Raw genomic sequence first — 21,911 nt, forward strand, 5'->3', positions numbered from 1 at the left:
CGCGCGAGATTCTAACAGCTTGCAGGCAAGTGCGTTAGATCCGTGTCTTTAGTGTATAGAGCATTTCGAGCGCACGACGCGGTGACATGTCGTCCAGATCAAGTTTGGCCAGTTCATCCAGCACCGGATGTGGCAGGCTGGCGAACATGTCGCTCTGCTGCGGCGTAACCGGTTTGCCTTTGGCAGGCTTCGGAACTTCATGAGGCAGCGCTGTGGATTCCAGTCGGCTCAGATGTTCGCGAGCACGCACGATCACTTCGCTCGGCACACCGGCCAACTGCGCAACCGCCAGGCCATAGCTCTGGCTGGCAGGCCCAGGCAACACGTGGTGCAGGAACACGATGCGTTCGTTGTGTTCGGTGGCATTGAGGTGCACGTTGGCCACCAGTGGCTGGGCTTCCGGCAGCACCGTCAGCTCGAAATAGTGGGTGGCGAACAGGGTGTAGGCCCGCAGGTGCGCGAGACGCTCAGCCGCCGCCCAGGCCAGGGACAGACCGTCGAAGGTGCTGGTGCCGCGACCGACTTCGTCCATCAGCACCAGGCTGCGTTCGGTGGCGTTGTGCAAAATGTTCGCGGTTTCGCTCATTTCAACCATGAAGGTCGAACGCCCGCCCGCCAAGTCATCGCTGGAACCGATCCGGGTGAAGATTCGGTCGACCAGGGACAATTCGCAACTGGCCGCCGGCACGAAACTGCCGATATGCGCCAGTAGCACGATCAACGCGGTCTGACGCATGTAGGTGGATTTACCGCCCATGTTCGGACCGGTGATCACCAGCATGCGGGTATTGTCGTCAAGGCTCAGGTCATTGGCCACGAATGGCGTAGTGAGTACTTGCTCGACCACCGGGTGACGACCCTGGGTGATGCGCATGCACGGCTCGCTGACGAAGCGTGGGCAGTTCAGGTCCAGATTCAGTGCACGCTCGGCGAGGTTGCTCAGCACGTCCAGCTCGGCCAATGCGGCGGCGGTGTCTTGCAAGGGCGGCAGCTGGGCAATCAAGTCTTCGAGCAACGCTTCGTAGAGCATCTTCTCGCGGGCCAGGGCGCGGCTCTTGGCCGACAGCGCCTTGTCTTCGAACGCCTTTAGCTCCGGCGTGATGAAGCGCTCGGCACCTTTGAGGGTCTGCCGGCGAATATAGTCTGCGGGCGCCGATTCGGCCTGCTTGCTCGGCAACTCGATGAAGTATCCGTGAATCCGGTTGTAGCCGACCTTAAGGTGCGACAGGCCGGTGCGGGCCTTTTCGCGCGCTTCGAGATCGATCAGGAACTGCCCGGCGTTTTCGCTGAGCGATTGCAATTCGTCGAGTTCGCTGTCGTAACCGGTTTTCAACACACCGCCGTCACGGATAACGGCGGGCGGGTTATCGATAATGGCTTTTTCCAGCAATGCCGCCAGTTCCGGATAGGTACTGGTGGTCGTCGCCAATTGAATGATGTGCGGGGCTTCAAGCTCGGCCATCGCCACTTGCAACCCTGGCAGTGCACCGAGGGCGTCGCGAAGGCGCGCCAAGTCACGAGGACGGGCATTGCGCAGGCCGATCCGCGCCAGAATCCGCTCGATGTCACCGATTTCCTTGAGCTGCGGTTGCAGTTTTTCGAAGCGGTAACCATCGAGCAGGCAGGTGATCGAACTCTGACGCGCCAGCAATACGGTCAAATCCCGCAGCGGACGGTTCAGCCAGCGAGTCAGCAGGCGGCTGCCCATGGCGGTCTGGCAGCGGTCGACCACCGATTGCAAGGTGTTGTCACGACCGCCGGCCAGGTTGGTGTCCAGTTCCAGGTTGCGACGGCTCGCGCCGTCCAGCACCACGGTGTCATCCAGACGTTCATGACGCAGGCTGCGCAAATGCGGCAGGGCGGTGCGCTGGGTTTCCTTGGCGTAGCTGAGCAGGCAACCGGCGGCGCCGATCGCCAGGGTCAGGTTCTCGCAGCCGAAACCTTTCAGGTCCTGGGTGGAAAACTGCTGGCAAAGACTTTTCAGTGCCGAGTCACGTTCAAAATCCCACGGCGCACGGCGACGAACCCCACGACGTTTTTCCGCCGGCAGGTCTTTCGGCCAGTCGTCCGGGATCATCAGCTCTACCGGATTGACCCGCTCCAGTTCCGCCAGCAGGTTTTCCCAGCCTTTGATCTCCAGCACGGTGAAGTTGCCGCTGGTAATGTCCAGCACCGCCAGACCGAACAGACGCTCATCACCCAGCACCGCTGCGATCAGGTTATCCCGACGTTCATCCAGCAGCGCTTCATCGCTGACTGTGCCGGGGGTAATGATCCGCACCACCTGACGATCCACCGGGCCTTTGCTGGTGGCCGGGTCGCCGACCTGCTCACAAATCACCACTGACTCGCCGAGCTTCACCAGTTTCGCCAGATAACCTTCCGCGGCGTGGTAAGGAATCCCACACATCGGAATCGCCTGACCCGCCGATTGCCCACGAGCCGTCAGGGTGATGTCCAGCAACTTGGCGGCCTTCTTCGCGTCTTCATAGAAGATCTCGTAGAAGTCACCCATGCGATAGAACATCAGCTGATCAGGGTGCTGGTTCTTCAGGCGCCAGTACTGCTGCATCATCGGCGTGTGGGAGGACAGATCGGAGAGGGCTTTATTCATCGGATATAGGCAAATTCGTTGAAAGGTGTGGGGCAAAAGGAGGGCATCGGCCCGGCTTTTCCGCGATGGGCGCAAGGTTAACATGGGCAGTCCGACCTACGCAGGCATGAAAGCTCCAAGGCACATTTCTGCTGTCTATGCACGATCTATGCAAATCAGCATTTGTCTTCCGAAAAAAGATCAAGCACTATGCGCGTTATGCAAAAACGCAACGTTTCTACCGTCTTAAGAGCACTGCTCGATCAGCACGGGATCTCCCCCACGGAGCTTCACCGTCGCACCGGCGTGCCTCAATCCACTCTCTCGCGGATCCTCAGCGGGAAGATCGTCGATCCTTCGGATAAACATATTTCGAAGATTGCCGAATACTTCGCCGTGAGCACCGACCAGTTGCGTGGCCGTGCGGATGTCGCGCACGCCGCCAGCGCCGGGCGCGATGAGTCGCATTCGGAACTCAAGGACATAAGCCTGTGGGACGACGATACGCCAGTCGATGACGACGAGGTGTCGGTCCCCTTTCTTCGCGAGGTTGAATTGGCTGCTGGATCAGGAAGATTCGTCATCGAAGAGAGCGAACGCTCTAGCCTGCGCTTCGGCAAGCGCAGCTTGCGCCACAACGGCGTGCAGTTCGACCAGGCCAAATGCGTGACTGTGCGCGGCAACAGCATGTTGCCGGTGCTGCGTGATGGCGCCACGGTCGGGGTGAATGCCGGTAAATGCGGGATTGGCGACATCGTCGACGGTGACCTCTACGCCATCAACCACAACGGCCAGTTGCGGGTGAAACAGCTTTATCGCCTGCCGACAGGGATTCGCCTGCGCAGCTTCAACCGCGATGAGCACCCGGACGAGGACTACAGCTTCCAGGAAATCCAGGAAGAGCAGATCGTCATCCTCGGTCACGTCTTCTGGTGGGGCATGTACGCCCGTTAACCTCACCGCTGTCAGATAAAACCCGCTGCCCGGCGGGTTTTTTTTCGCCTATCGAACAACCGCCAACGCCTTTGCTTGTGGGGCTTTCATGCGTCTGTGCATTTCTTGTGCATAAATAAATGCATTTATGCATTGACTGTATATGCATCCATGCATATTCTTTGTCTCAAGCCGCCCAACAAGGCGGCTCGAAACGAAGCTCTTTAGTTCCACCACAAAGGCAGCGATGAACCGGCCTCAACGGTTCAGAGGGTTGGCAACTGACCCGGGTGTGCAGCGTAAAGCACCAGAAGCAGTTATCCGGCGGGCAGGGACCGCGGTCGGAAAAACAATTTGAATGGACTCGTACCGCGCCAGTAGCGCCGAAAGGTCAGCTTCCTTTTTTGTACACAGGATTAAAGGAAGGCGAAGGACCGCATTACTGAAAAGCCTGGGCGACCGGGCTTTTTGGAATGCCTGCCTCAAGAGACATCGCTTGAATCCAACACACATCACTCATCAATCACCCCCAGGAGGCGTGACATGACAAACGAGCAACAAGCGTTGCTGGACATGCCGATCTGGCTGGTCATCGTTCTCGCCCTGGTGGGCGGGGTGTCCGGCGAAATGTGGCGGGCCGACAAGGAGGGCGCCCGTGGCTGGTCGCTGCTGCGGCGCCTGGCGCTGCGCTCCGGGGCCTGCATGATCTGCGGGGTCTCGGCAATCATGCTGTTGTACGCCGCCGGCGTATCGATCTGGGCCGCAGGGGCCTTTGGCTGCCTGACGGCGATGGCCGGGGCGGACGTGGCCATCGGGCTTTACGAACGCTGGGCAGCCAAGCGCATCGGTGTTTGTGAAGTGCCACCGCGCGATACGCCTCAGGATCATTGAGACCCCAACCTGAAGGAGCGTCATCCACAGTGCAAACCGCACTGACCCGCAAGGACGCGGGTTTCCCACGGCCAGTACCGTTCACTCAAACCCGCCGCGACGGGTTTTTTTATTGCCCGGTGAAATTTTATGAAGATCACAGCCCTGATCACGCAGTTGCGTGAGCAATGCCCGACTCTGGCCAATCGCATCGCGGCCGGCATCGACCTCGCCACGTTACAAGCCAACACCCCGCTGCAAACACCTTGCGCTTATGTGGTGCCCCTCGCCGATGTGGCGAGCAAGAGCCTCGCGCAAAACCTGATGCTGCAATCAATCCGCGACCGCTTCGAAGTGACGCTGGTGCTCGATACCGCGGACGCCGCAGCAGCGCTGGATCAATTGCACAACTTGCGTGCCGAGCTGTGGCGCGCACTGGTGGGTTTCAAGCCCGGCAGCGACTACGACGCCATCGAGTACGACGGCGGCGAACTGGTTTCCATCAACAGCAGCCGCGTGCTGTATCGCCTGCGCTTTTTCGCCGAATTCCAGCTCGGGCGCAATCTGCCGGGTCAACCGGCGGAGAGCTGGCACGAGCGTGAACTGGACGGTTTGTCGTCCTTTACCGGGGTCACCGTGCGGGTCGATGCGATCGATCCGGCGGACCCCAATCTGCAACGCCCAGGCCCCGACGGGCGCCTGGAACTGACTTTCTCTGGAGACGTAACCCCATGAGCAAACGCATCACCGTGCTGCCGGCCCCTGGCCGTGTCGTGCCGGACCCGGAAGCGGGCGATCTGTTGCCCCCGGAGGGCCGTGAAGTGCCGGACAACGCCTGGTGGCGTCGACGTCTGGCCGATGGCGATATCACTACCAAAGCCGTGAAAGCGGCGAAACCACAGGGAGCCAAATAATGGCGATCGGATTCAGCAACATCCCCGCGGACATTCGTGTTCCGCTGTTCTATGCCGAAATGGACAACTCGGCCGCCAATAGCGCGTCGTCGGCCATGCGCCGCCTGATCGTCGCTCAGGTCAACGACAACATTGCGCCGGCCGATGTCGGCAAACTGGTGCTGGTGTCCAGCGTGGCGCTGGCCAAAAGCATTGGCGGCCAGGGCTCGATGCTCGCCTCGATGTACGAAACCTGGCGCAAGACCGACCCGATCGGCGAGATCTGGTGCCTGCCGCTGCACAACACTGAAGGCAGCATTGCCAAAGGCGTGCTGACCCTGACCGGTGCGGCGACCCAGAGCGGTGTGCTCAACCTGTATGTCGGCGGCGTTCGTGTTCAGGCGGCCATCGTCAACGGTGCCACTGCGGCGCAAGCGGCCACGGCCCTGGCGCTGAAAATCAATGCCTCCGCCGACCTGCCGGTCAGCGCTGCAGCGGTCGAAGGTGTGGTCACCCTGAGCGCCAAATGGACTGGCGACAGCGGCAACGACATCAGTCTGCAATTCAATCGCCTGGGCAAGAGCAACGGCGAAGAAACCCCGGCAGGCTTGACCTCGGCTATCACCGCCATGACTGGCGGTGCCGGTGTGCCGGATCAAGTGGCCGCTGTGGCGGCGCTGGGCGATGAACCGTTCGAGTTCATCTGCATGCCGTGGTCGGATCTGTCGACCCTCAACACCTGGCAAGCCGTCATGGATGACAGCACCGGACGTTGGTCCTGGGCCAAGCAATTGTTCGGTCACGTCTACAGCGCCAAGCGCGGCACCATCGGTACTCTGGTGGCGGCCGGTCAGGCGCGTAACGATCAGCACATGACCATTCAGGCGCTGGAACCGGGCGTACCGCAACCGTTCTGGGTGCAGGCCGCTGCATTGGCTGCGCGCACTTCGGTGTTCATCTCTGCCGACGCCAGCCGTCCGACCCAAAGCGGCAGCCTGCCCGGTCTCGACCCGGCACCGGCGAGTGAGCGTTTCACCCTGACCGAGCGTCAGTCGTTGCTCAACTACGGCATCGCCACCGCGTACTACGAAGGCGGCTACGTGCGCATTCAGCGTTCGATCACCACCTATCAGAAGAACGCCTACGGCCAGGCAGATAACTCCTACCTGGACAGCGAAACCATGCACCAGTCGGCGTTCATCGTGCGTCGTCTGCAAAGCGTGATCACCAGCAAATACGGTCGCCACAAACTGGCCTCCGACGGTACTCGTTTCGGCGCCGGCCAGCCGATCGTGACCCCAAGCACAATTCGCGGTGAGCTGATCGCCCAGTACGCCAAGCTCGAACTGGAAGGCCACGTGGAAAACGCCGAACTGTTCGCCGAGCACCTGATCGTCGAGCGCGACGTGCAGGACCCGAGCCGGGTCAACGTGCTGTTCCCGCCGGATTACATCAACGGCCTGCGCGTGTTCGCGCTGCTCAACCAGTTCCGTCTGCAGTACGACGACGCAGCCTGATCGCTGCCTTTGACTGTGTGATTTCAGCCCACCTCGCGTGGGCTTTTTATTTGAAGGGAGAAACACCATGGGTCAACTGATTGCGGGCACCTGCTACGTCAAAGTGGACGGCGCTCAACTGACCATCAACGGCGGCTGCGAAGCGCCCTTGATGGCCGTTAAACGGGAAACCGTCGTGCCGGGCTTCTACAAGGAAACCGATATCGCGCCGTCGTTCAAAGTGACGGCGCTGCACACCGCGGACTTCCCGCTCAAGCAACTGATCGCAGGCACTGACATGACCGTCACCTGCGAATTCAGCAACGGCAAAGTTTACGTATTGGCCGGCGCCTATCTGGTGGAAGAACCGGTATCGAAAGGCGATGACGCCACCATCGAACTGAAATTCGAAGGCATCAAGGGGACCTGGCAATGAGCAGCGCCGTGAAGCTTCAAGTGGCGATCGAAGCCCACGGCGAGTCCTTGACCGAACTCAACCTGCGCCGTCCGACGGTGCAGGAAGTGCGGGCGATCAAGGCGCTGCCGTACAAGATCGACAAGAGCGAAGAGGTCAGCCTCGACATGGACGTCGCGGCCAAATACATCGCCGTGTGCGCCGGCATTCCGCCGTCGTCGGTCAACCAGCTGGATCTGGCTGACCTCAACGCGCTGAGTTGGGCCGTCGCGAGTTTTTTCATGAGTGCGGCGTCGGCGCCATCACCGACCTGATCGCAGTCGCCTATGACCTGGCCTGGTTCTGGAAGGTTGACCCCGAACAGATGATGGCCAGGCCACTGGATGTGCTCCGCGAATCGCTGGAGCACGCGCAACGGATCAATGCGATGCAGCAGGTGCAGTGATGGCGAACATACAACAAAGCATGAACCTGACGAACATTCAGACCACGGTGAACATGTCCGTGGTCGTGATTAACGCCCAGAAACTGGACACCCAGCTCAAGGGCATCAAGGCCAGGATCGGCGCATTCAAGAAAAGCATCGAGGACAGTCTCGGCACTCTCGATGCGGGCGCTTTCATCAATGGGGGCGGGCTGCTGGAGCCCTTCATCAGCGGCATCAAAAAGGCAATCAAGGCAGAAGATGAACTCGAGGGAAAATCCAGTAAAACCACGACGCTGAAAGCGCCTGAGGTCTCGCTCGGTAATACAGCGACCAACCTCAAGCAGTTCAACGATGCGGTAGATGGTATTTCCTTGAAAATGGGGCAGGCGCTGCTGCCGGCCGTCAACAGTGTGGTCACCGGCCTGATGCCGTTGATCACTGCCGTTGGCGAATTTGTCGCCAATAACCCTTCACTGGTCGAAGGGTTGGCGGCGGCAGCCGTGGCCTTTACGGTGGTCACCGCTGGGGCCATGGGGCTCGTTGCTGTGATGGGGCTGCTGACTTCGCCGATTGGCATCGTCGCGGCAGTGATTGCCCTGACAGCGGGTTTGATTGTGGCTTACTGGAAGCCGATATCGGGATTCTTCAAAGGTATCTGGCAAGCGATGCAAGGGGCGGCGGAGTCGACGTTTGCAGCGTTCCAGAGCCTGTTCAACTGGAAGCCGCTCGAGGCGCTGAAGGAGGCGTGGGCACCGATCAGTGGCTTTTTCGGTTCGCTCTGGCAGGAAGTAAAAAACCTGTCCGCACCCATCTTCGATTTTTTCAAGACGCTGTTTTCCTGGCATCCGCTCGTCATCGTTGCCAGTAATTGGCAGCCGCTGGTGGGGTTGTTCTCCGCGCTCTGGGATTTGCTCAGGGCTTTGGCGGTACCGGTGATCAGCTTTTTCAAGAAGCTCTTTGACTGGAGCGTGCTGGACAACGTCGCCCGTACCTGGCAACCGGTGGTTGCGTTCTTTTCGGCGACATGGGATGTGCTTCGTGCGCTGGCCGCGTTGGCGGTCGATTTTCTCAAAGGCCTGTTCGACTGGTCGCCGTCTGAGGCGTTCCGTGCAGCCTGGGACCCGGTGAGCATTTACCTCTCGGGGATGTGGCAGAACCTGCAAGTGCTGGCGCAACCGACGGTGGACTTTTTCAAAGGCCTGTTCGACTGGTCGCCGTCTGAAGTGTTTCGTGCAGCCTGGGACCCGGTGAGCAATTACTTCTCGGGGATGTGGCAGAACCTGCAAGTGCTGGCGCAACCGACAGTGGATTACTTCAAGGGACTCTTTGATTGGTCACCCCTGGACATGTTCAAGGCAGGTTGGGAGCCGGTCACCGAATGGTTCTCCACTTGGTGGGGCAAGCTGCAAGAACTGATCGCGCCGGTCAAGGAAATGTTCAACGGTGGCTTTGGCGGTTTCATTACCAGTGTTACCGGTCAGGTCGAAGGCCTGACCGCGGCGCAACAGAAAACCAATGCCGAAGGCAAGGGCGAGCTCTCACCTGCGTTCTTTGGTGCCAGCAATGACACGGCGCTGCTGCCGAACAACCTGGCCCAAGGTTCCAACGCCTTGGTGCAGCAAACCGCCGCCAACAACCGCACGCAACTCGAAGGCGGCCTGACCGTGCGCTTCGAAAACGCGCCGGCCGGGCTGCGCACCGACCAACCGCAAACCAATCAACCGGGGCTGTCGCTCAATTCGCGCATCGGCTATCGCTCGCTGTCTCTGGGAGGTTCCAATGAACTGGCGTGACCGTTTGTTGCCGGCATCCTTTCGGGGAGTCGGTTTTTGGGTCGATCAGGCGAAAACTCCGGTCGGCCACAAAGGCCAGTTGCATGAGTATCCACAACGTGACCAGCCGTTTTTCGAGGGCCTTGGCCAGCAGGCGAAGATCCACGACCTGACGGCATTCATTGTCGGTGCCGACTGCCTGGAGCAGCGCGACAAACTGCTCAAGGCGTTGGAGCAGGGCAGTGGTGAACTGGTCCATCCGTGGTTGGGGCGGATGCAAGTCAAGGTCGGTGAATGCGACATGATACAGACCCGCCAGGACGGCGGGCTGGTGACTTTCGCCCTGAAGTTCTACCCCGATCAACCGCTGCAATTTCCGACGGCCACGGTCAGCACGCAAAAGGTGCTGCTGTCATCGGCGGACACGCTGCTGGGCTCGGCGGTGGCGCGTTTCGAACAGGCCATGATCCTGATCAAGGCCGCGCGGATCGGCATCGCCAATCTGCGCAACAGCCTGACCAGGGTCTATGAAGTGATCCAGGAACAGCTCAAACCGTTGATCGAGGAGTACCGGCAGATCAGCGAGCTGGTCAAAGCGGTCAAGGAGTTGCCCAAGGAAGTGGCGGCGGAATTCAAGGGCTTGCTCGGCGACATCCAGGAACTCAAGGACTTCGCGAAGGAGGGCTATCGTGGCGTGATTGCCAACGTTTCCCAGCAGATCGAAGCCATCCGCAAAGCCGATGCACCGAAGCTCACCACCGGCAAGGACACCACGGCCGCGGCGCAAGCCATGGCCGATCTGGTGCAAGACACGCTGCTGGTGAAAGTGGCGCAATGGGTCGCGTCGATGCCAGTGGCGTCGACGCCGGTGAAACTGACGTCGCAGCCGTCGCTGGATCATCAGACGCTGCAGCCGGTCACCCGTCAGGAAGTGCCGGTCACCGACGATTTGCAGTTGTTGCAAAAGGAGTTGAACGAAGCGATCCAACTGGCACTGAACAAGGCCAGTCCCGCGCACTATCAAGCCATCAATGACCTGAAGCAGAACTTGAACGCGCACCTCAAGGCGGTGGCGTCGTCCGGCGTGCGGCTGGTCAGTAAATCCTTTCAGGGGAGCTTGCCTGCCGTCGTCGTGGCCTATCGGCAATTTGCCGATGCCACGCGGGTCACGGAAGTGACTCAACGCAACGGTGTTGCCCATCCGTTGTTCCTGCCGCCGAACGATGTGAAAGTTTCCGGGAAGTGAACCATGAACGACATGGATAACCGGGTCACCCTGACCGTCGGCGGCCTGGAATACGGTGGCTGGAAAAGCGTGGAAATCACTGCGGATCTGGAGCGCCAGTTCCGCACCTTTAAACTCAACATCACCTGGCAATGGCCGGGGCAGACCGTGGACAAACGGATCCAGCCCGGTGACGCCTGTGAAGTGCGCATCGGCCAGGATCTGGTGCTGACCGGGTATGTGTTCAAGGCCCCGATCAGTTATGACGGACGGCAGATCAGCCTGAACATCGAAGGCAGTTCCTGCACCCAGGACCTGGTGGATTGCGCCGCGACCAACCGCCCGAACCAATGGCATGAGCAATCGCTGTTGAGCATCGTCGAAGCGTTGGCGATCACCTACAAGGTCTTTGTGGTCAGCGAAATTCCCGAAACTGCCCGGCTCAGTAGTCACACCATCGTGCCGGGGGAAACGGTGTTTCAATCCATCGACCGCTTGCTGACCTTGTTCCGGGTGTTTTCTACCGATGATGCCCAAGGCCGGCTGGTGCTGGCCCAGCCAGGCAGTGGTGGCCGGGCCAGCGATGCGCTGGAGTTGGGCAAAAATATTCTGTCGGCCAACGCGCCAATGGATTACAGCCAGGTGTTCTCCGAATACCGGGTAATCGGTCAGCACAAGGGCACCGACAAGAAGAGCGGGGCAGCGGTCAGCGAGGTTGAATCGGTGTCTGCCGACCTGAGCTACAAACGTCGGCGGGTCACGGTGATCAACGAAGGCATGCAGATCAATCCCGATCTCGCCTTGCAACGGGCCAACTGGGAAAGCGCCACCCGAGTGGGCAAGGCCAAAGCCACCACCTATCAGGTGCAGGGCTGGCGGCAATCGAACGGCGATCTGTGGCGTCACAACACGCTGGTGCGGGTCAAGGATCCGGTGCTGGGGGTCGATGACGACATGCTGATCTCGAAGGTGACCTATTCGCTATCGGCGCAAGGCTCGGTCACCACCCTGCAAGTCGCACCGCCGCATACCTTTGACGCCAATCCAGAGCCCCCCAAAAAGGCCTGAGCCCGGCACCCGACCCTGTGGGAGCGGGTGTGGCGAGGGGGCTTGCCCCCGTTGGGGTGCGAAGCACACCTAAAACCAGTCAACGCGATCATGAATTAGAAAGCAGTTACCGGTTTTGCGACTGCTTCGCAGTCGAACGGGGCGATGCGGCGTTCCGACAAGCCCCCTCGCCACACAAGCCCGCTCCCACACTCGGCTGCGTCCGACCTGATCATTGAAGGACCCCCAATGAGCCTACTGACACGCCTCCTGGCGCGCGGCACTGTCGTGCTCGCCAACTCGGCCACCAAGCTTCAATCGCTGCAAATGCGCCTCACCGCCGGCGAAGTGAACGACGACATGGAGCACTTCGAACCCTACGGTTTCACCAGCAATCCGCTGGCCGGTGCCGAGGGTATCGCCACGTTCCTGGGCGGTGATCGCTCCCACGCCATCGTGCTGGTGGTCGCCGACCGTCGCTATCGCCTGCAGTCCCTGGCCGCTGGCGAAGTGGCGATCTACACCGACGAAGGCGACAAAATTCACTTCAAGCGCGGGCGGGTCATCGACATCGAAACCACCACGCTCAATATCCGCGCCAGCAGCGCGGTGAACATCGACACGCCGGTCATCAACCAGACCGGCAAGATCGTCTCCCAGGGCGACCAGATTGCCGGCGGCATCAGCCAGATCAAACACGTGCATGTCGGCGTTCAAGCAGGCAACGGCCAGACCGGCGTACCGGCAGGAGGGCAGTGATGTTGATCAGCCAAAACCTCCACGCTGCGCTGACCCGTTCAGTACTGATCAGCCTGTTCACCTGGCGCCGCGCCGCCGATGACGATGCCCTCGATGACGAAGAACGTTTCGGCTGGTGGGGCGACACTTTTCCTACCGTTGCCGACGACCGCATCGGTTCGCGCCTGTGGCTGTTGCGCCGGGTCAAGCTGACCCGACAAACCCAGATGGACGCCGAGTTCTATGCCCGCGAAGCCCTGCAATGGCTGATCGATGACGGCCATTGCAGCGCCATCGACATCATCAGCGAACGCCTCGACGCCCAGCGCCTGAACCTGCGCACGGTCCTGACCCTGGCCGACGGCGAACGCCTGGACATCAACCCCGATAACAGTTGGCAGGTGATCTATGCCGTTTGAAACCCCTTCGCTGCCGGTGCTGATCAAGCGCACCCAAAGCGACCTGGCCAGCGATTCGCTGCGCCAGTCCGATGCGCAAGTGCTGGCCCGCACCCTCGGTGGCGCCGCCTATGGCCTGTATGGCTACCTGGACTGGATCGCCGAGCAGATCCTCCCGGACAAGGCCGATGAATCGACCCTGGAACGGATCGCCGCACTGCGTCTGAACCAGCCGCGCAAACCCGCACAAGCGGCCAGCGGCAGCGTCAGCTTTACCGCCAGCGCCGGTGCCGTGCTGGACGTCGACACCTTGCTGCAATCGAGCGACGGTCGCACCTACAAAGTGACCGCCGCGCGCACCACCAGCAATGGCCTCAACAGCACCACCATCGCCGCGCTTGAGGCCGGCAGCCTGGGCAATGCCGAGGCTGGCATGGCGCTGATTCCGGTGCAGCCGATTGCCGGCATTGTCGGCAATAGCTTTACCGTTCTGGCGCCGGGACTGAACGGCGGTGTGGCGCGGGAAAGCCTGGAGTCTCTACGTTCGCGCGTGATTCGCTCCTACCGCATCATCCCCCATGGCGGTTCGGCCCAGGACTATGAAACCTGGGCGCTCGAATGCCCGGGCGTGACCCGCGCCTGGTGTCGTGGCGGCTTTCTGGGGCCGGGTACGGTCGGTCTGTACATCATGCGTGACGACGATCCGCAACCGGTGCCGAATGAAGAGCAACTGGCCGAAGTCCAGGCTTACATCGAGCCGCTGCGCCCTGTCACCGCCGAAGTACATGTGCGCCCGCCAGTGCAGGTGCCGGTCACGTATCGCCTGACATTGACCCCCGACACCAGTGCCATACGCGCCGCCGTCGAAGCGCAACTGCGCGACCTGCACAACCGCGAAGCCGACCTTGGCCAGAAGTTATTGATCAGTCACATCCGTGAAGCGATCAGCAGCACCAGCGGTGAAAACGACCACACACTCATCACGCCCGTCGCTGATGTAGAAGCCGAACCCAACGAACTGCTGACCTTCGGAGGTTGCGTATGGGGGGCATAAGAACCGCCGCGCAATACCACGCCCAATTGCGCAGCCTGCTGCCCAGCGGCCCGGCCTGGGACCCTGAACGGGTGCCGGAACTCGAAGAAGTCCTTGAAGGCGTCGCCCAGGAACTGGCCCGCCTCGACGCCCGTGCCGCCGACCTGCTCAACGAAATGGACCCGGCCGGCGTCAGCGAACTGGTGCCGGACTGGGAGCGGGTGATGAACCTGCCCGACCCGTGCCTCGGCGCCACACCACTGTTCGATGACCGCCGCCTCGCAGTACGCCGCCGCCTGCTCGCGGTCGGTAGCCAGGCCGTCGGCTACTACCTCGAAATCGCCAAAAGCCAGGGCTACCCGAACGCCACCATCACCGAACTGGAAGCCCCGCGCATGGGGCGCTCGCGTTTCGGTGCGGCGCACTGGGGCACTTGGGAAGCGCAGTTCATGTGGACGCTCAACACCGGTGGGCGATTGCTGCTGGGACGACGTTTTGGCGCCAGTTACTGGGGCGAGCGCTTCGGCGTGAACCCGGGCTCGGCACTGGAATGCCTGATCCACCGCAGCGCACCGGCGCACACCAAGGTGCACATCAATTATGACTAGGGAATAGAGAGATGGATTATCCGAAAAGTGTGCCCAGCGCCGGGCTGGTGAATGGGAAGTTTGTGGATGAGAACCCGCTGACCGGGACGCCGGGGTCGTTGATTCCGGCGGATTGGGGGAATGGGGTTACGCAGGAGATTGTGAACGTCATCAAGGCCGGGGATTTGATGCCGGATGAGACGAAGTACGATCAGTTGCTGCAAGCAATTCAGAGCGTGTCCGCCAAGGGTTGGAATCTGGATTCGGCATTGCCGATCGGCTCGTTGCCGTCGGCCACGGTGGCTACGGCGGATGGGCGTTTGGCGGTAACCCCGGCGGCAGTTTCGACCAGCGGCGGCCGGGTGTCGATTCCGGCGGGGGTATTGGTCAGCATTGGACAGGAAGTCGTCGCGGGACAGTTGGGCAGGGCGCGGACGTTTACCACCCAAGCGTGGAGCAGTGATTTGTTGGCGACCTCCAGCTACTTCCTGCGGGCGCAGGTGATCGGTGGTGCGCTGACGTTCTACATGCAACGAGGAACAATCTATGACGTCGCGCCCGAAGGTCTGAAGGGCGCTGTCAATGGCGGAGCGGGGGGCGGTTTTCAATCCACGCCGCTGGACATCTGCATTGCCTGGGTGATGACGGGAGCACCGGGGTCCGTTCCGGTCGTCAGGCCGATCTACAACCGTAACCGATTGGCGTGGACGCAAACCGTCAACGGCAGCGGTGTGGTTTACCTGCCTCTGGATCCTCATGCCCGGGCGGCACGTCTGGTGGTGGGGAACCCGACGCCTTCGGCGACCGAGATCACTGGGGTGTCGTTTGCGCCAACGGGTTGGGTTGGCGGCAACTACTGCTTTCTCTCACCGGCGCTGACCACAAGCTCCAATCACGATGGTGGTTGGACGAACCCGATGCCGTGCGTGATCTTTACCAATAACTTTGTCAACGACGCCACGGTCACGACCCTGACCGCCAGTTTCGACCATTTGCAATTGCGCTCGTTGTGGCAGTCCTATCAGGCCGAACACATGCTCGGTTCGACCAGCGCCGTCAGCGATGAATTGCTGTTCAGTATGGGGATCAAAAACCACCCCGTGTCTGATTACGCCACTGGAATCGCGGTCAACTTCTCGGCGGCAGTCAATGTCAGTCTTTCTTGGGAGTTGATTCGATGAATGTTATTCAAGAGCTTCATCAGTTCGAGGACGGACTACGTCCTGCGCAGCCTTCTGCAGCCCATGATTGGGACGGTGAAAAATGGGTGGTTGATGCCGCGAAAGTCGCCCTGCTGGAACAACATGAAACCGAACGCCTGTGCGCCAAAGTCGATGCTGCCGCAGACAGCGCGCGCACTGCTCTGGCCGGTGATCCTCTCAAAGCCATGGAATACGCCCAGGCCGCCGTCGACGCCCAAGCTTTTCAGGATGCGGGTTACCCGAAAAAAGACGTGCCGCTGGCCGTCTCCGCATGGGTCGTTAAAGGCCGGACGGCCAAACAAGCCGCCGAGCAGATCCTGAGCAAAGCTGCACAGCTGAGCGACAACCTGTTGACCCTGCGCACATTGCGCCTCAAGGCCAAGACACAAATCCGCGCGCACGTGGCCAAGGGCAAGATCGATCTGGCCCGTAGCGTTGGCGATGAGGCCTTGCTGGCCATTCGAGAACTCGCCAGCGGTCAGGCCGACTAGCCGCTAGCCCTTCGTTCTGCTTGACCTAAGCCCACTTCAATGTGGGCTTTTTTATTTCCAGAAAAAATCGTGGATGAGGGTGCACCGACAACCGCATCGATACGGTTCATTTGTTATTTCAGAGGAACAAAAGACGTATGGATTATCCAAAAAGCGTCCCCAGCGTCGGACTGGTCAATGGCCAGTTCGTCGATGAAAACCCCGTCGCCGGGACGCCGGGATCGTTGATTCCGGCGGTGTGGGGAAACAGTGTGACCGAAGAGCTTCTGGCTGTTATTACAGCGGCCGGAATGACGCCATCCGAGGGTGTTAACGATCAATTGTTGGCAGCCTTGAAGACGCTCCTGAATCTGGCCAGTCCCATGTCTTCGCGGGTGACTGAAGTATCGACATCAAAGGTGTTGATGCCAGAAGAGTTGGGGCTGGTACTGATTAACGCCAGTGCGACGGAGACGACTGTTTCCCTGCCGGCAGCGAGTTCGTTGTCAGGTGTTCGGGATGTCGTTGTTCGACGGACTGACAACAGTGTTAACCGCTTGGTAGTACAGGCCTCGGGTAATGATCGAATCAAGTTCCACACTCATTTGTCGCCAAACGGATACCCGTTTCTGGTTTTGATGGGGGCGGGTGATTGGTGGCACTTACGAAGCGATGGAGCGAGCAATTGGTGGCCCGTCGGGCGCTTCGATGCAACGCCATTGGGAAGGATTGTTCTTGAGACGACAACCGCGTTCAGTCCCGGCGGTTATGGCGCGTTGAACGGCAGGGAGTTTCTTCGCTCCGAATGGCCCTGGCTTTGGGATCACGCCGTTCAGTCCGGAATGTTGCGTGCAGAAGTCGACCGCGCCGGAGGTTGGAGCAGTGGCGATGGGATCAAGACGTTCCGCGCCCCGGAAGTTCGAGGTGAGTTTGTCCGCGTTCTCGATGAACAACGCGGTGTCGATACTGCGCGCGCAGCCGGCACCTGGCAGATGGGTACCAACATCACGGGTGATAACGGCGCCGCTCCAGCGGTTCAGGGGATTGCCAACATCGCGACAGTAGGGGCTGACCCAACAACCTTTACCGGTCTCTGTTACTACGTATCGGCCACCATGACCGAGAATCTGGGCAGTACTTACTGGGGGATGACTCGCCCCAGGAACATTGCTTATCCAGGTCGATTGAAACTGATTTGAGGGGCATATGGCTTATTACTATTTAAATGAAAGTTCTCAAGAGTTGACCGGTCCCGTCGAGTTGCCGGTCATTCCTGGTATGGGCGTTGTATTGCCGGGCAATGCGATCGAGTTGCCTGAAATTCTGCCACCCGCCGAAACCGGTTATGTATGGGTTTGGCGTAACGGTGCCGTTTCGCAACTGATCGATTTGCGCAACCGCCCGGTGTATCGCAAAGACACGGGTGACCTTAAATTCTGGTACGAGTTGGGCCCGTTGCCTGACTATCTGACCGTCAAACCTCGCCCCGGCGAATACTATGTTTGGCTCAATGATGACTGGGCGCTGGACTTGGCTGCCGAACGAACAGGCAAAACCGCTCAAGCCGGTGCCGAGCGAGACAATCGTCTGCGTGAGGTGGTTATTCGCGTCGCACCGCTGCAATACGCCTATGAACTGGGCGAGGCCACCAATGTTCAACTGGCCACTCTGCAAGAGTGGAAACGCTATACGCTCAAGTTGATGAACATTGAACAGCAACCGGACTTTCCGCTGATCATTGACTGGCCAGCTTCACCTGTCAGCGTCCTGGCCGTATAAGCCCTGAAACTTATTAATAACTGCAAGTGCAGTCTTGTGTTGCGAGCACGCGGCTGCCTGCAAAATACCAACGGAAGGATATACCGTGGATTATCCCAATAGCGTTCCCAGCGCCGGTCTGGTGGACGGCAAGTTTGTCGATGAAAACCTGATCACTGGGACTCCGGGTTCTTTGATCCCAGCCAGCTGGGGAAACGGTGTCACGCTGGAGTTGTTGAAGATTATCGAAGCTGCCGGTATCAAACCGTCAGAGGCGAGTAACGATCAACTGTTGACGGCGTTGCGCAGTAACAAACTGTTTGTGACTGCGCCACAGTTCGACAGCGATCAGTCGGTCGCCACCACTGAATTTGTGACCCGTAGCGGTCTACAGTTTTCAGGTTTCAACGTCTTTCCCGCGAGCGCTGCGCTGACCGCGGCCAACGTGGGCGGGGTGGCGAGTTTTGCCAGCGCCACGCCGATCACGGCGACGTTGCCGTCCATCAATGGACTTGCCCATGCCAGCACGATCCATGTCATCAACGCCGGAAACGGCGTGCTGACCATCAACCCGGCTGGCGTCGAACTCATCGAGACCTGTAACGGCACGTTCGGGCCGGTCAAGCTCGGCCTCGGTGATTCCGCTCACTTCATCAAACTGGGTAGCGAGTGGCGCCTGTATGGAGGCTCGGTCAGCGACAAGTACGCTTCGTCCTTCTCCGGCGTCTACGGCAACGTCGGTTACCAAAAGTATCCCAGTGGCAACATTGAACAATGGGGCGTTGGCACCACGGATGCCAATGGCGATGTCTATATCACTTTCCCTATCTCGTTCCCGACGTCTTTTTCTTCGCTTGTGGCCACCCACGTGGGCGGCGACGGGGCGATGGTCATCCTGATTGGGGGCACCGGGACCAAACAGGGCTGCCGCCTGAAAGTCCGGAGTTTTTCCGGTCAAGTGCAAGCGGGATGGAGCGTGAATTATTTTGCAAAGGGCTATTGAATGAACGCGTTCAATGTTTTGTTTAGCGCAAGTACCTGTGGTGTTTATGTTCCAGGAATCAATGCGTCGGATATCCCTTCCGATGTCATAGGAATCCCTCAGGCTTATTGGATTTCGTTACTCCAACAGTTGGCTGTAACCCCGAAAATGATTTCGGTGCGGGCCGATAACGGCTATCCCGTCCTTGTGGATACACCACCCCTTGCGCCGGAGGAAGCCGCGAAGGCCGAGCGTCTTTGGCGTGATAGCCAGTTATCGGCCACTGACAGTATGGTCGCCCGCGACAGGGACGAGCTGGAGGACGGCGGCGGCACCACATTGAGTACCGATCAATACGCCGAATTGCAGGCCTATCGCCGTGCACTTCGGGATTGGCCGCAAGGGTCATTCTTTCCTTTCAGCGAGCATCGACCCGGTACGCCACTTTGGCTGGCTGGATATCTTTGACACGACCTGAATATCACTACCGGTCATACATCTGCCAACGCGTTATTTCTGAGCGTTTTGACATGCGTGCGCTGGGCTTTATCAGGTAATACAGGAATCAAAACAAATGGATTATCCAAAGAGCGTACCCAGCGCCGGGATGGTTAACGGACAGTTTGTGGACGAAGATCCGATCGCCGGGACCCCGGGTTCGCTAATTCCTGCAAGTTGGGGGAATGCTGTTACACAAGAGATTTTGAGCGCGATTAGCGAAGCGGGTTTATCCCCGACAGAAAATCAGAACAATCAACTGGCAATGGCGATCAGGCAACTTTCGAAACCTGACCCCCTGCAACATTTTCCGGTTCAGGTCTATCGTAGAAACCTGCTGATTAACGGTGGTTTTGATATTTGGCAGCGCGGTGCTGCGAACCTAGCGCCTAACACGGGAGGGTACGTGGCTGATCGTTTTCGTTGCGACTGGAACGGAAATGCCGGGGTCAATATTTCCCGACAGGGTTTTGTATTGGGGCAAACCGAAGTGCCGGATGAACCACGATACTTTCTTCGGTGGCAACAAGTGACTGCCGGCGCCGGCGCTACTATCCACAAGATTTCCCAGAACATTGAATCGGTCAGAACGCTGGCCGGAAAAACCGCCACAGTGTCCTTCTGGGCGAAATCCGATGCGGCACGTCCATTGAAGGTAAGCATTGCCCAGTACTTCGGACCGAGCGGTTCGGAATCTGTTGAAAAAAACGTCGGTGATTTTCTGCTGACAACTTCATGGGCGCGCTATACCACGACCTTCCAGGTTCCCTCGCTCGCCGGAAAAATGTTGGGTAACACCAACGGTGACTGTTTGCGCCTGGCCTTCGACTTGCCGCTGAACGCATTGCAAACGGTTGATCTGGCGCAGGTCCAGCTTGAAGAAGGGCCAATTGCGACGCCGTTTGAATATCGCACGGCGGCCCAAGAGCTGATCAATTGTCAGCGGTATTACGAAAAGTCTTTTAATACCTGGCTCCCGGTGCAAGCAGGTAATGGTTCAAATACGTGCTTGTCGACCTTTACTCAGATCCCGGCAGGGAATACCGGTCAATATGGAATGACGATTGGCTTCCTGGTACAGAAAAGGGCTCAGCCAACTGTGTTGGCGTTTTGTCCTGGAGAAAACAGCAGTCAGGTCTGGAACCTGACGCTGGGCAGGGCCTGCACAGGGACGACCCTTCAAAGCCTGACGAATCGAAGCATGTCGTTTGCAACAGTTACCGCCGTCGGAAGCGTGCCGGGTCAAACGTTACAGCTTGAATGGACAGCTGACGCTGAACTATAGGAATCGAACACGATGAGCTATCAACTAACCGCCAACGGCGTACTTCGTCTTTCTGACTCAGCCTTTATTCCTCAAGATCCGGATAATCGAGACTGGCTTGATTATCTGGACTGGGTTTCATCGGGAGGTGAGCCTTTGCCGATGGAATCGCTTCAGGGAAGCAAGGGAACAGAGCAAAGTGTTTTTGGTTTTCTTAAACGGATTATCTGATTGGGGTTCTATGAGCGTTACGCAGCAACAACTACAGATCGTTATGCCCAACGCCCGCCACCAAGCGGGCGTTTTCATTTCTGCCCTGAACACCGCCATGTCTCACCGCAACATCAACACCCCCAAACGCATCGCCGCCTTCCTCGCGCAAGTCGGTCACGAATCGGGGCAATTACAGTACGTACGTGAACTGGGCAGCACTCAATACCTGGGCAAATACGACACCGGCACCCTGGCCGCCCGCTTGGGCAACACTCCAGAGCCCGACGGCGACGGTCAAAAGTACCGTGGCCGAGGGCTGATCCAGATCACCGGTCGCAACAACTACCGGCAGTGCAGCCTCGGTCTGTTCGGCGATGAACGTCTGCTGTCTCTGCCTGAATTGCTGGAACAGCCCCAATGGGCCACCGAATCAGCGGCATGGTTTTGGGAGCAAAATGGTTTGAATGAGTTGGCCGACCGCGACCAGTTCAACAGCATCACCCGCCGTATCAACGGTGGGTTAAACGGCTTGCAGGGTCGTCTGGAAATCTGGGCGCGGGCGAGGGCGGTGTTATGCCAGCCTTCGGTCTGATCGGCTGGCGACTGATCGGTCTGCTGGTGTTGGCCGGTTGTTCGGCGGCACTGGCCTGGCAGCTTCAGGATTGGCGCTACGGCCGGCAACTGGCGGAGCAGGCCAGGCTGCACGCCAAAACCCTCAATCAACTGACTCTGGCCGCCGCTACCCAGCAACAGGCCGAGCAGAACAAGTATCTGGCCCTGGAGCAGCGGCTTTCGACCAGTGAGCAAACCCATTATCGAGCGCTTAGCGATGCCGAACGTGATCAAGGTCGCTTGCGCGATCGTCTTGCCACTGCTGATGTGCGCTTGTCAGTCCTCCTCGATGCCCATGACGCTGCCGCAACCTGTGCAATGTCAGCCGCCTCCAGCGCCGGCGGCGTGGATCATGGCCCCCCGCGAGCCCGACTTGACCCGGCGCATGCTCAACGAATTATCGCCATCACCGACGCAGGCGATAGCGGGCTGATTGCCCTGCAGGCGTGTCAGGCCTATGTCAGAGCCCTCGTTCGCTAACATTT

At 59.3% G+C, this 21,911-nt stretch carries 25 protein-coding genes; 24 read left to right on the forward strand and 1 reads right to left on the reverse strand.

From position 1 onward, the window contains the following. Positions 1 to 34: 34 nt before the first annotated feature. Complete coding sequence (gene mutS / locus ACZ9IM_RS04520; RefSeq protein ID WP_476223453.1) at positions 35 to 2,614, reverse strand: DNA mismatch repair protein MutS; 2,580 nt, start codon at positions 2,612 to 2,614, stop codon at positions 35 to 37. A gap of 198 nt (positions 2,615 to 2,812) precedes the next feature. Between mutS and ACZ9IM_RS04525 the strand changes: the two genes are divergently transcribed. The 24 genes from ACZ9IM_RS04525 to ACZ9IM_RS04640 all read left to right on the forward strand — a co-directional run bounded on the left by ACZ9IM_RS04525 (position 2,813) and on the right by ACZ9IM_RS04640 (position 21,906). Further along, positions 2,813 to 3,547, forward strand: coding sequence for an XRE family transcriptional regulator (locus tag ACZ9IM_RS04525; protein ID WP_008072692.1), 735 nt, complete (start codon positions 2,813 to 2,815; stop codon positions 3,545 to 3,547). Positions 3,548 to 4,069: 522 nt separating this feature from the next. After that, positions 4,070 to 4,417, forward strand: a complete 348-nt coding sequence (locus ACZ9IM_RS04530) for a phage holin family protein (RefSeq protein WP_427626113.1) — start codon at positions 4,070 to 4,072, stop codon at positions 4,415 to 4,417. Positions 4,418 to 4,546: 129 nt separating this feature from the next. Next, the gene (locus ACZ9IM_RS04535; RefSeq protein ID WP_192344229.1) at positions 4,547 to 5,131 is read left to right on the forward strand and encodes a phage tail terminator protein; all 585 of its coding nucleotides are present in this window, start codon (positions 4,547 to 4,549) and stop codon (positions 5,129 to 5,131) included. Next, on the forward strand, positions 5,128 to 5,310 hold the full coding sequence (locus ACZ9IM_RS04540; RefSeq protein WP_192344230.1) for a DUF2635 domain-containing protein: 183 nt from the start codon (positions 5,128 to 5,130) through the stop codon (positions 5,308 to 5,310). The genes ACZ9IM_RS04535 and ACZ9IM_RS04540 overlap by 4 nt, the downstream gene beginning before the upstream one ends. After that, positions 5,310 to 6,806, forward strand: coding sequence for a phage tail sheath subtilisin-like domain-containing protein (locus ACZ9IM_RS04545; RefSeq protein ID WP_427626111.1), 1,497 nt, complete (start codon positions 5,310 to 5,312; stop codon positions 6,804 to 6,806). The genes ACZ9IM_RS04540 and ACZ9IM_RS04545 overlap by 1 nt, the downstream gene beginning before the upstream one ends. Before the next feature lie 67 nt (positions 6,807 to 6,873). Beyond that, positions 6,874 to 7,221 carry a phage tail tube protein gene (locus ACZ9IM_RS04550; RefSeq protein WP_007907215.1) on the forward strand — a complete coding sequence of 116 codons (348 nt, stop codon included), beginning with the start codon at positions 6,874 to 6,876 and terminating at the stop codon, positions 7,219 to 7,221. After that, positions 7,218 to 7,514, forward strand: coding sequence for a phage tail assembly protein (locus ACZ9IM_RS04555; RefSeq protein WP_427626110.1), 297 nt, complete (start codon positions 7,218 to 7,220; stop codon positions 7,512 to 7,514). The genes ACZ9IM_RS04550 and ACZ9IM_RS04555 overlap by 4 nt, the downstream gene beginning before the upstream one ends. Positions 7,515 to 7,644: 130 nt before the next feature. After that, entirely contained in the window at positions 7,645 to 9,420 is a 1,776-nt protein-coding gene (locus ACZ9IM_RS04560) for a phage tail protein (protein ID WP_427626109.1), read from the forward strand. After that, complete coding sequence (locus ACZ9IM_RS04565; RefSeq protein ID WP_476223454.1) at positions 9,407 to 10,645, forward strand: DNA circularization protein; 1,239 nt, start codon at positions 9,407 to 9,409, stop codon at positions 10,643 to 10,645. Before ACZ9IM_RS04560 ends, ACZ9IM_RS04565 begins: the two co-directional genes overlap by 14 nt. 3 nt (positions 10,646 to 10,648) lie before the next feature. Continuing rightward, on the forward strand, positions 10,649 to 11,692 hold the full coding sequence (locus ACZ9IM_RS04570; protein ID WP_476223455.1) for a phage baseplate assembly protein: 1,044 nt from the start codon (positions 10,649 to 10,651) through the stop codon (positions 11,690 to 11,692). 228 nt (positions 11,693 to 11,920) lie between these two features. Next, entirely contained in the window at positions 11,921 to 12,430 is a 510-nt protein-coding gene (locus tag ACZ9IM_RS04575; protein WP_427626106.1) for a phage baseplate assembly protein V, read from the forward strand. Further along, positions 12,430 to 12,828, forward strand: a complete 399-nt coding sequence (locus ACZ9IM_RS04580; RefSeq protein WP_123719829.1) for a phage GP46 family protein — start codon at positions 12,430 to 12,432, stop codon at positions 12,826 to 12,828. The genes ACZ9IM_RS04575 and ACZ9IM_RS04580 overlap by 1 nt, the downstream gene beginning before the upstream one ends. Next, positions 12,818 to 13,861, forward strand: coding sequence for a baseplate J/gp47 family protein (locus ACZ9IM_RS04585; protein WP_427626105.1), 1,044 nt, complete (start codon positions 12,818 to 12,820; stop codon positions 13,859 to 13,861). Before ACZ9IM_RS04580 ends, ACZ9IM_RS04585 begins: the two co-directional genes overlap by 11 nt. Beyond that, entirely contained in the window at positions 13,849 to 14,448 is a 600-nt protein-coding gene (locus ACZ9IM_RS04590; protein ID WP_007907236.1) for a YmfQ family protein, read from the forward strand. Before ACZ9IM_RS04585 ends, ACZ9IM_RS04590 begins: the two co-directional genes overlap by 13 nt. 11 nt (positions 14,449 to 14,459) lie before the next feature. Further along, entirely contained in the window at positions 14,460 to 15,608 is a 1,149-nt protein-coding gene (locus ACZ9IM_RS04595; RefSeq protein ID WP_063342657.1) for a hypothetical protein, read from the forward strand. Next, positions 15,605 to 16,120, forward strand: coding sequence for a phage tail protein (locus ACZ9IM_RS04600; RefSeq protein WP_427626104.1), 516 nt, complete (start codon positions 15,605 to 15,607; stop codon positions 16,118 to 16,120). The genes ACZ9IM_RS04595 and ACZ9IM_RS04600 overlap by 4 nt, the downstream gene beginning before the upstream one ends. 137 nt (positions 16,121 to 16,257) lie before the next feature. Continuing rightward, complete coding sequence (locus ACZ9IM_RS04605) at positions 16,258 to 17,298, forward strand: phage tail protein (RefSeq protein WP_427626103.1); 1,041 nt, start codon at positions 16,258 to 16,260, stop codon at positions 17,296 to 17,298. 7 nt (positions 17,299 to 17,305) lie between these two features. Continuing rightward, positions 17,306 to 17,878 (forward strand): tail fiber assembly protein, encoded by a 573-nt coding sequence (locus tag ACZ9IM_RS04610; RefSeq protein ID WP_063342660.1) that lies wholly within the window; start codon positions 17,306 to 17,308, stop codon positions 17,876 to 17,878. A gap of 85 nt (positions 17,879 to 17,963) precedes the next feature. Then, positions 17,964 to 18,860, forward strand: a complete 897-nt coding sequence (locus tag ACZ9IM_RS04615) for a gp53-like domain-containing protein (RefSeq protein ID WP_063342661.1) — start codon at positions 17,964 to 17,966, stop codon at positions 18,858 to 18,860. Continuing rightward, positions 18,861 to 19,307: a phage tail assembly chaperone gene (locus ACZ9IM_RS04620; RefSeq protein WP_427626102.1), complete on the forward strand. Its 447-nt coding sequence runs from the start codon at positions 18,861 to 18,863 to the stop codon at positions 19,305 to 19,307. 106 nt (positions 19,308 to 19,413) lie between these two features. Then, positions 19,414 to 20,622 (forward strand): carbohydrate binding domain-containing protein, encoded by a 1,209-nt coding sequence (locus tag ACZ9IM_RS04625; protein WP_476223456.1) that lies wholly within the window; start codon positions 19,414 to 19,416, stop codon positions 20,620 to 20,622. 12 nt (positions 20,623 to 20,634) lie between these two features. Next, on the forward strand, positions 20,635 to 20,832 hold the full coding sequence (locus tag ACZ9IM_RS04630) for a hypothetical protein (RefSeq protein WP_427626100.1): 198 nt from the start codon (positions 20,635 to 20,637) through the stop codon (positions 20,830 to 20,832). Positions 20,833 to 20,842: 10 nt separating this feature from the next. Next, on the forward strand, positions 20,843 to 21,406 hold the full coding sequence (locus tag ACZ9IM_RS04635) for a glycoside hydrolase family 19 protein (RefSeq protein ID WP_476223457.1): 564 nt from the start codon (positions 20,843 to 20,845) through the stop codon (positions 21,404 to 21,406). Further along, the gene (locus ACZ9IM_RS04640; protein ID WP_476223458.1) at positions 21,388 to 21,906 is read left to right on the forward strand and encodes a lysis protein; all 519 of its coding nucleotides are present in this window, start codon (positions 21,388 to 21,390) and stop codon (positions 21,904 to 21,906) included. The genes ACZ9IM_RS04635 and ACZ9IM_RS04640 overlap by 19 nt, the downstream gene beginning before the upstream one ends. Positions 21,907 to 21,911: the final 5 nt, after the last annotated feature.

It is taken from the genome of Pseudomonas sp. TE12508, from assembly GCF_056279485.1.

Bases quoted from the DNA above. Each gene is read 5' to 3' on its own strand.
- ACZ9IM_RS04585 (WP_427626105.1), top strand. From the start codon at position 12,818: ATGCCGTTTGAAACCCCTTCGCTGCCGGTGCTGATCAAGCGCACCCAA.
- ACZ9IM_RS04575 (WP_427626106.1), top strand. From the start codon at position 11,921: ATGAGCCTACTGACACGCCTCCTGGCGCGCGGCACTGTCGTGCTCGCC.
- ACZ9IM_RS04590 (WP_007907236.1), top strand. From the start codon at position 13,849: ATGGGGGGCATAAGAACCGCCGCGCAATACCACGCCCAATTGCGCAGC.
- ACZ9IM_RS04535 (WP_192344229.1), top strand. From the start codon at position 4,547: ATGAAGATCACAGCCCTGATCACGCAGTTGCGTGAGCAATGCCCGACT.
- ACZ9IM_RS04540 (WP_192344230.1), top strand. From the start codon at position 5,128: ATGAGCAAACGCATCACCGTGCTGCCGGCCCCTGGCCGTGTCGTGCCG.
- ACZ9IM_RS04550 (WP_007907215.1), top strand. From the start codon at position 6,874: ATGGGTCAACTGATTGCGGGCACCTGCTACGTCAAAGTGGACGGCGCT.
- ACZ9IM_RS04545 (WP_427626111.1), top strand. From the start codon at position 5,310: ATGGCGATCGGATTCAGCAACATCCCCGCGGACATTCGTGTTCCGCTG.
- ACZ9IM_RS04635 (WP_476223457.1), top strand. From the start codon at position 20,843: ATGAGCGTTACGCAGCAACAACTACAGATCGTTATGCCCAACGCCCGC.
- ACZ9IM_RS04525 (WP_008072692.1), top strand. From the start codon at position 2,813: ATGCAAAAACGCAACGTTTCTACCGTCTTAAGAGCACTGCTCGATCAG.
- ACZ9IM_RS04600 (WP_427626104.1), top strand. From the start codon at position 15,605: ATGAATGTTATTCAAGAGCTTCATCAGTTCGAGGACGGACTACGTCCT.
- ACZ9IM_RS04625 (WP_476223456.1), top strand. From the start codon at position 19,414: ATGGATTATCCAAAGAGCGTACCCAGCGCCGGGATGGTTAACGGACAG.
- ACZ9IM_RS04640 (WP_476223458.1), top strand. From the start codon at position 21,388: ATGCCAGCCTTCGGTCTGATCGGCTGGCGACTGATCGGTCTGCTGGTG.
- ACZ9IM_RS04605 (WP_427626103.1), top strand. From the start codon at position 16,258: ATGGATTATCCAAAAAGCGTCCCCAGCGTCGGACTGGTCAATGGCCAG.
- ACZ9IM_RS04580 (WP_123719829.1), top strand. From the start codon at position 12,430: ATGTTGATCAGCCAAAACCTCCACGCTGCGCTGACCCGTTCAGTACTG.
- ACZ9IM_RS04630 (WP_427626100.1), top strand. From the start codon at position 20,635: ATGAGCTATCAACTAACCGCCAACGGCGTACTTCGTCTTTCTGACTCA.
- ACZ9IM_RS04565 (WP_476223454.1), top strand. From the start codon at position 9,407: ATGAACTGGCGTGACCGTTTGTTGCCGGCATCCTTTCGGGGAGTCGGT.
- ACZ9IM_RS04595 (WP_063342657.1), top strand. From the start codon at position 14,460: ATGGATTATCCGAAAAGTGTGCCCAGCGCCGGGCTGGTGAATGGGAAG.
- mutS (WP_476223453.1), bottom strand. From the start codon at position 2,614: ATGAATAAAGCCCTCTCCGATCTGTCCTCCCACACGCCGATGATGCAG.
- ACZ9IM_RS04620 (WP_427626102.1), top strand. From the start codon at position 18,861: ATGAACGCGTTCAATGTTTTGTTTAGCGCAAGTACCTGTGGTGTTTAT.
- ACZ9IM_RS04530 (WP_427626113.1), top strand. From the start codon at position 4,070: ATGACAAACGAGCAACAAGCGTTGCTGGACATGCCGATCTGGCTGGTC.
- ACZ9IM_RS04555 (WP_427626110.1), top strand. From the start codon at position 7,218: ATGAGCAGCGCCGTGAAGCTTCAAGTGGCGATCGAAGCCCACGGCGAG.
- ACZ9IM_RS04610 (WP_063342660.1), top strand. From the start codon at position 17,306: ATGGCTTATTACTATTTAAATGAAAGTTCTCAAGAGTTGACCGGTCCC.
- ACZ9IM_RS04560 (WP_427626109.1), top strand. From the start codon at position 7,645: ATGGCGAACATACAACAAAGCATGAACCTGACGAACATTCAGACCACG.
- ACZ9IM_RS04570 (WP_476223455.1), top strand. From the start codon at position 10,649: ATGAACGACATGGATAACCGGGTCACCCTGACCGTCGGCGGCCTGGAA.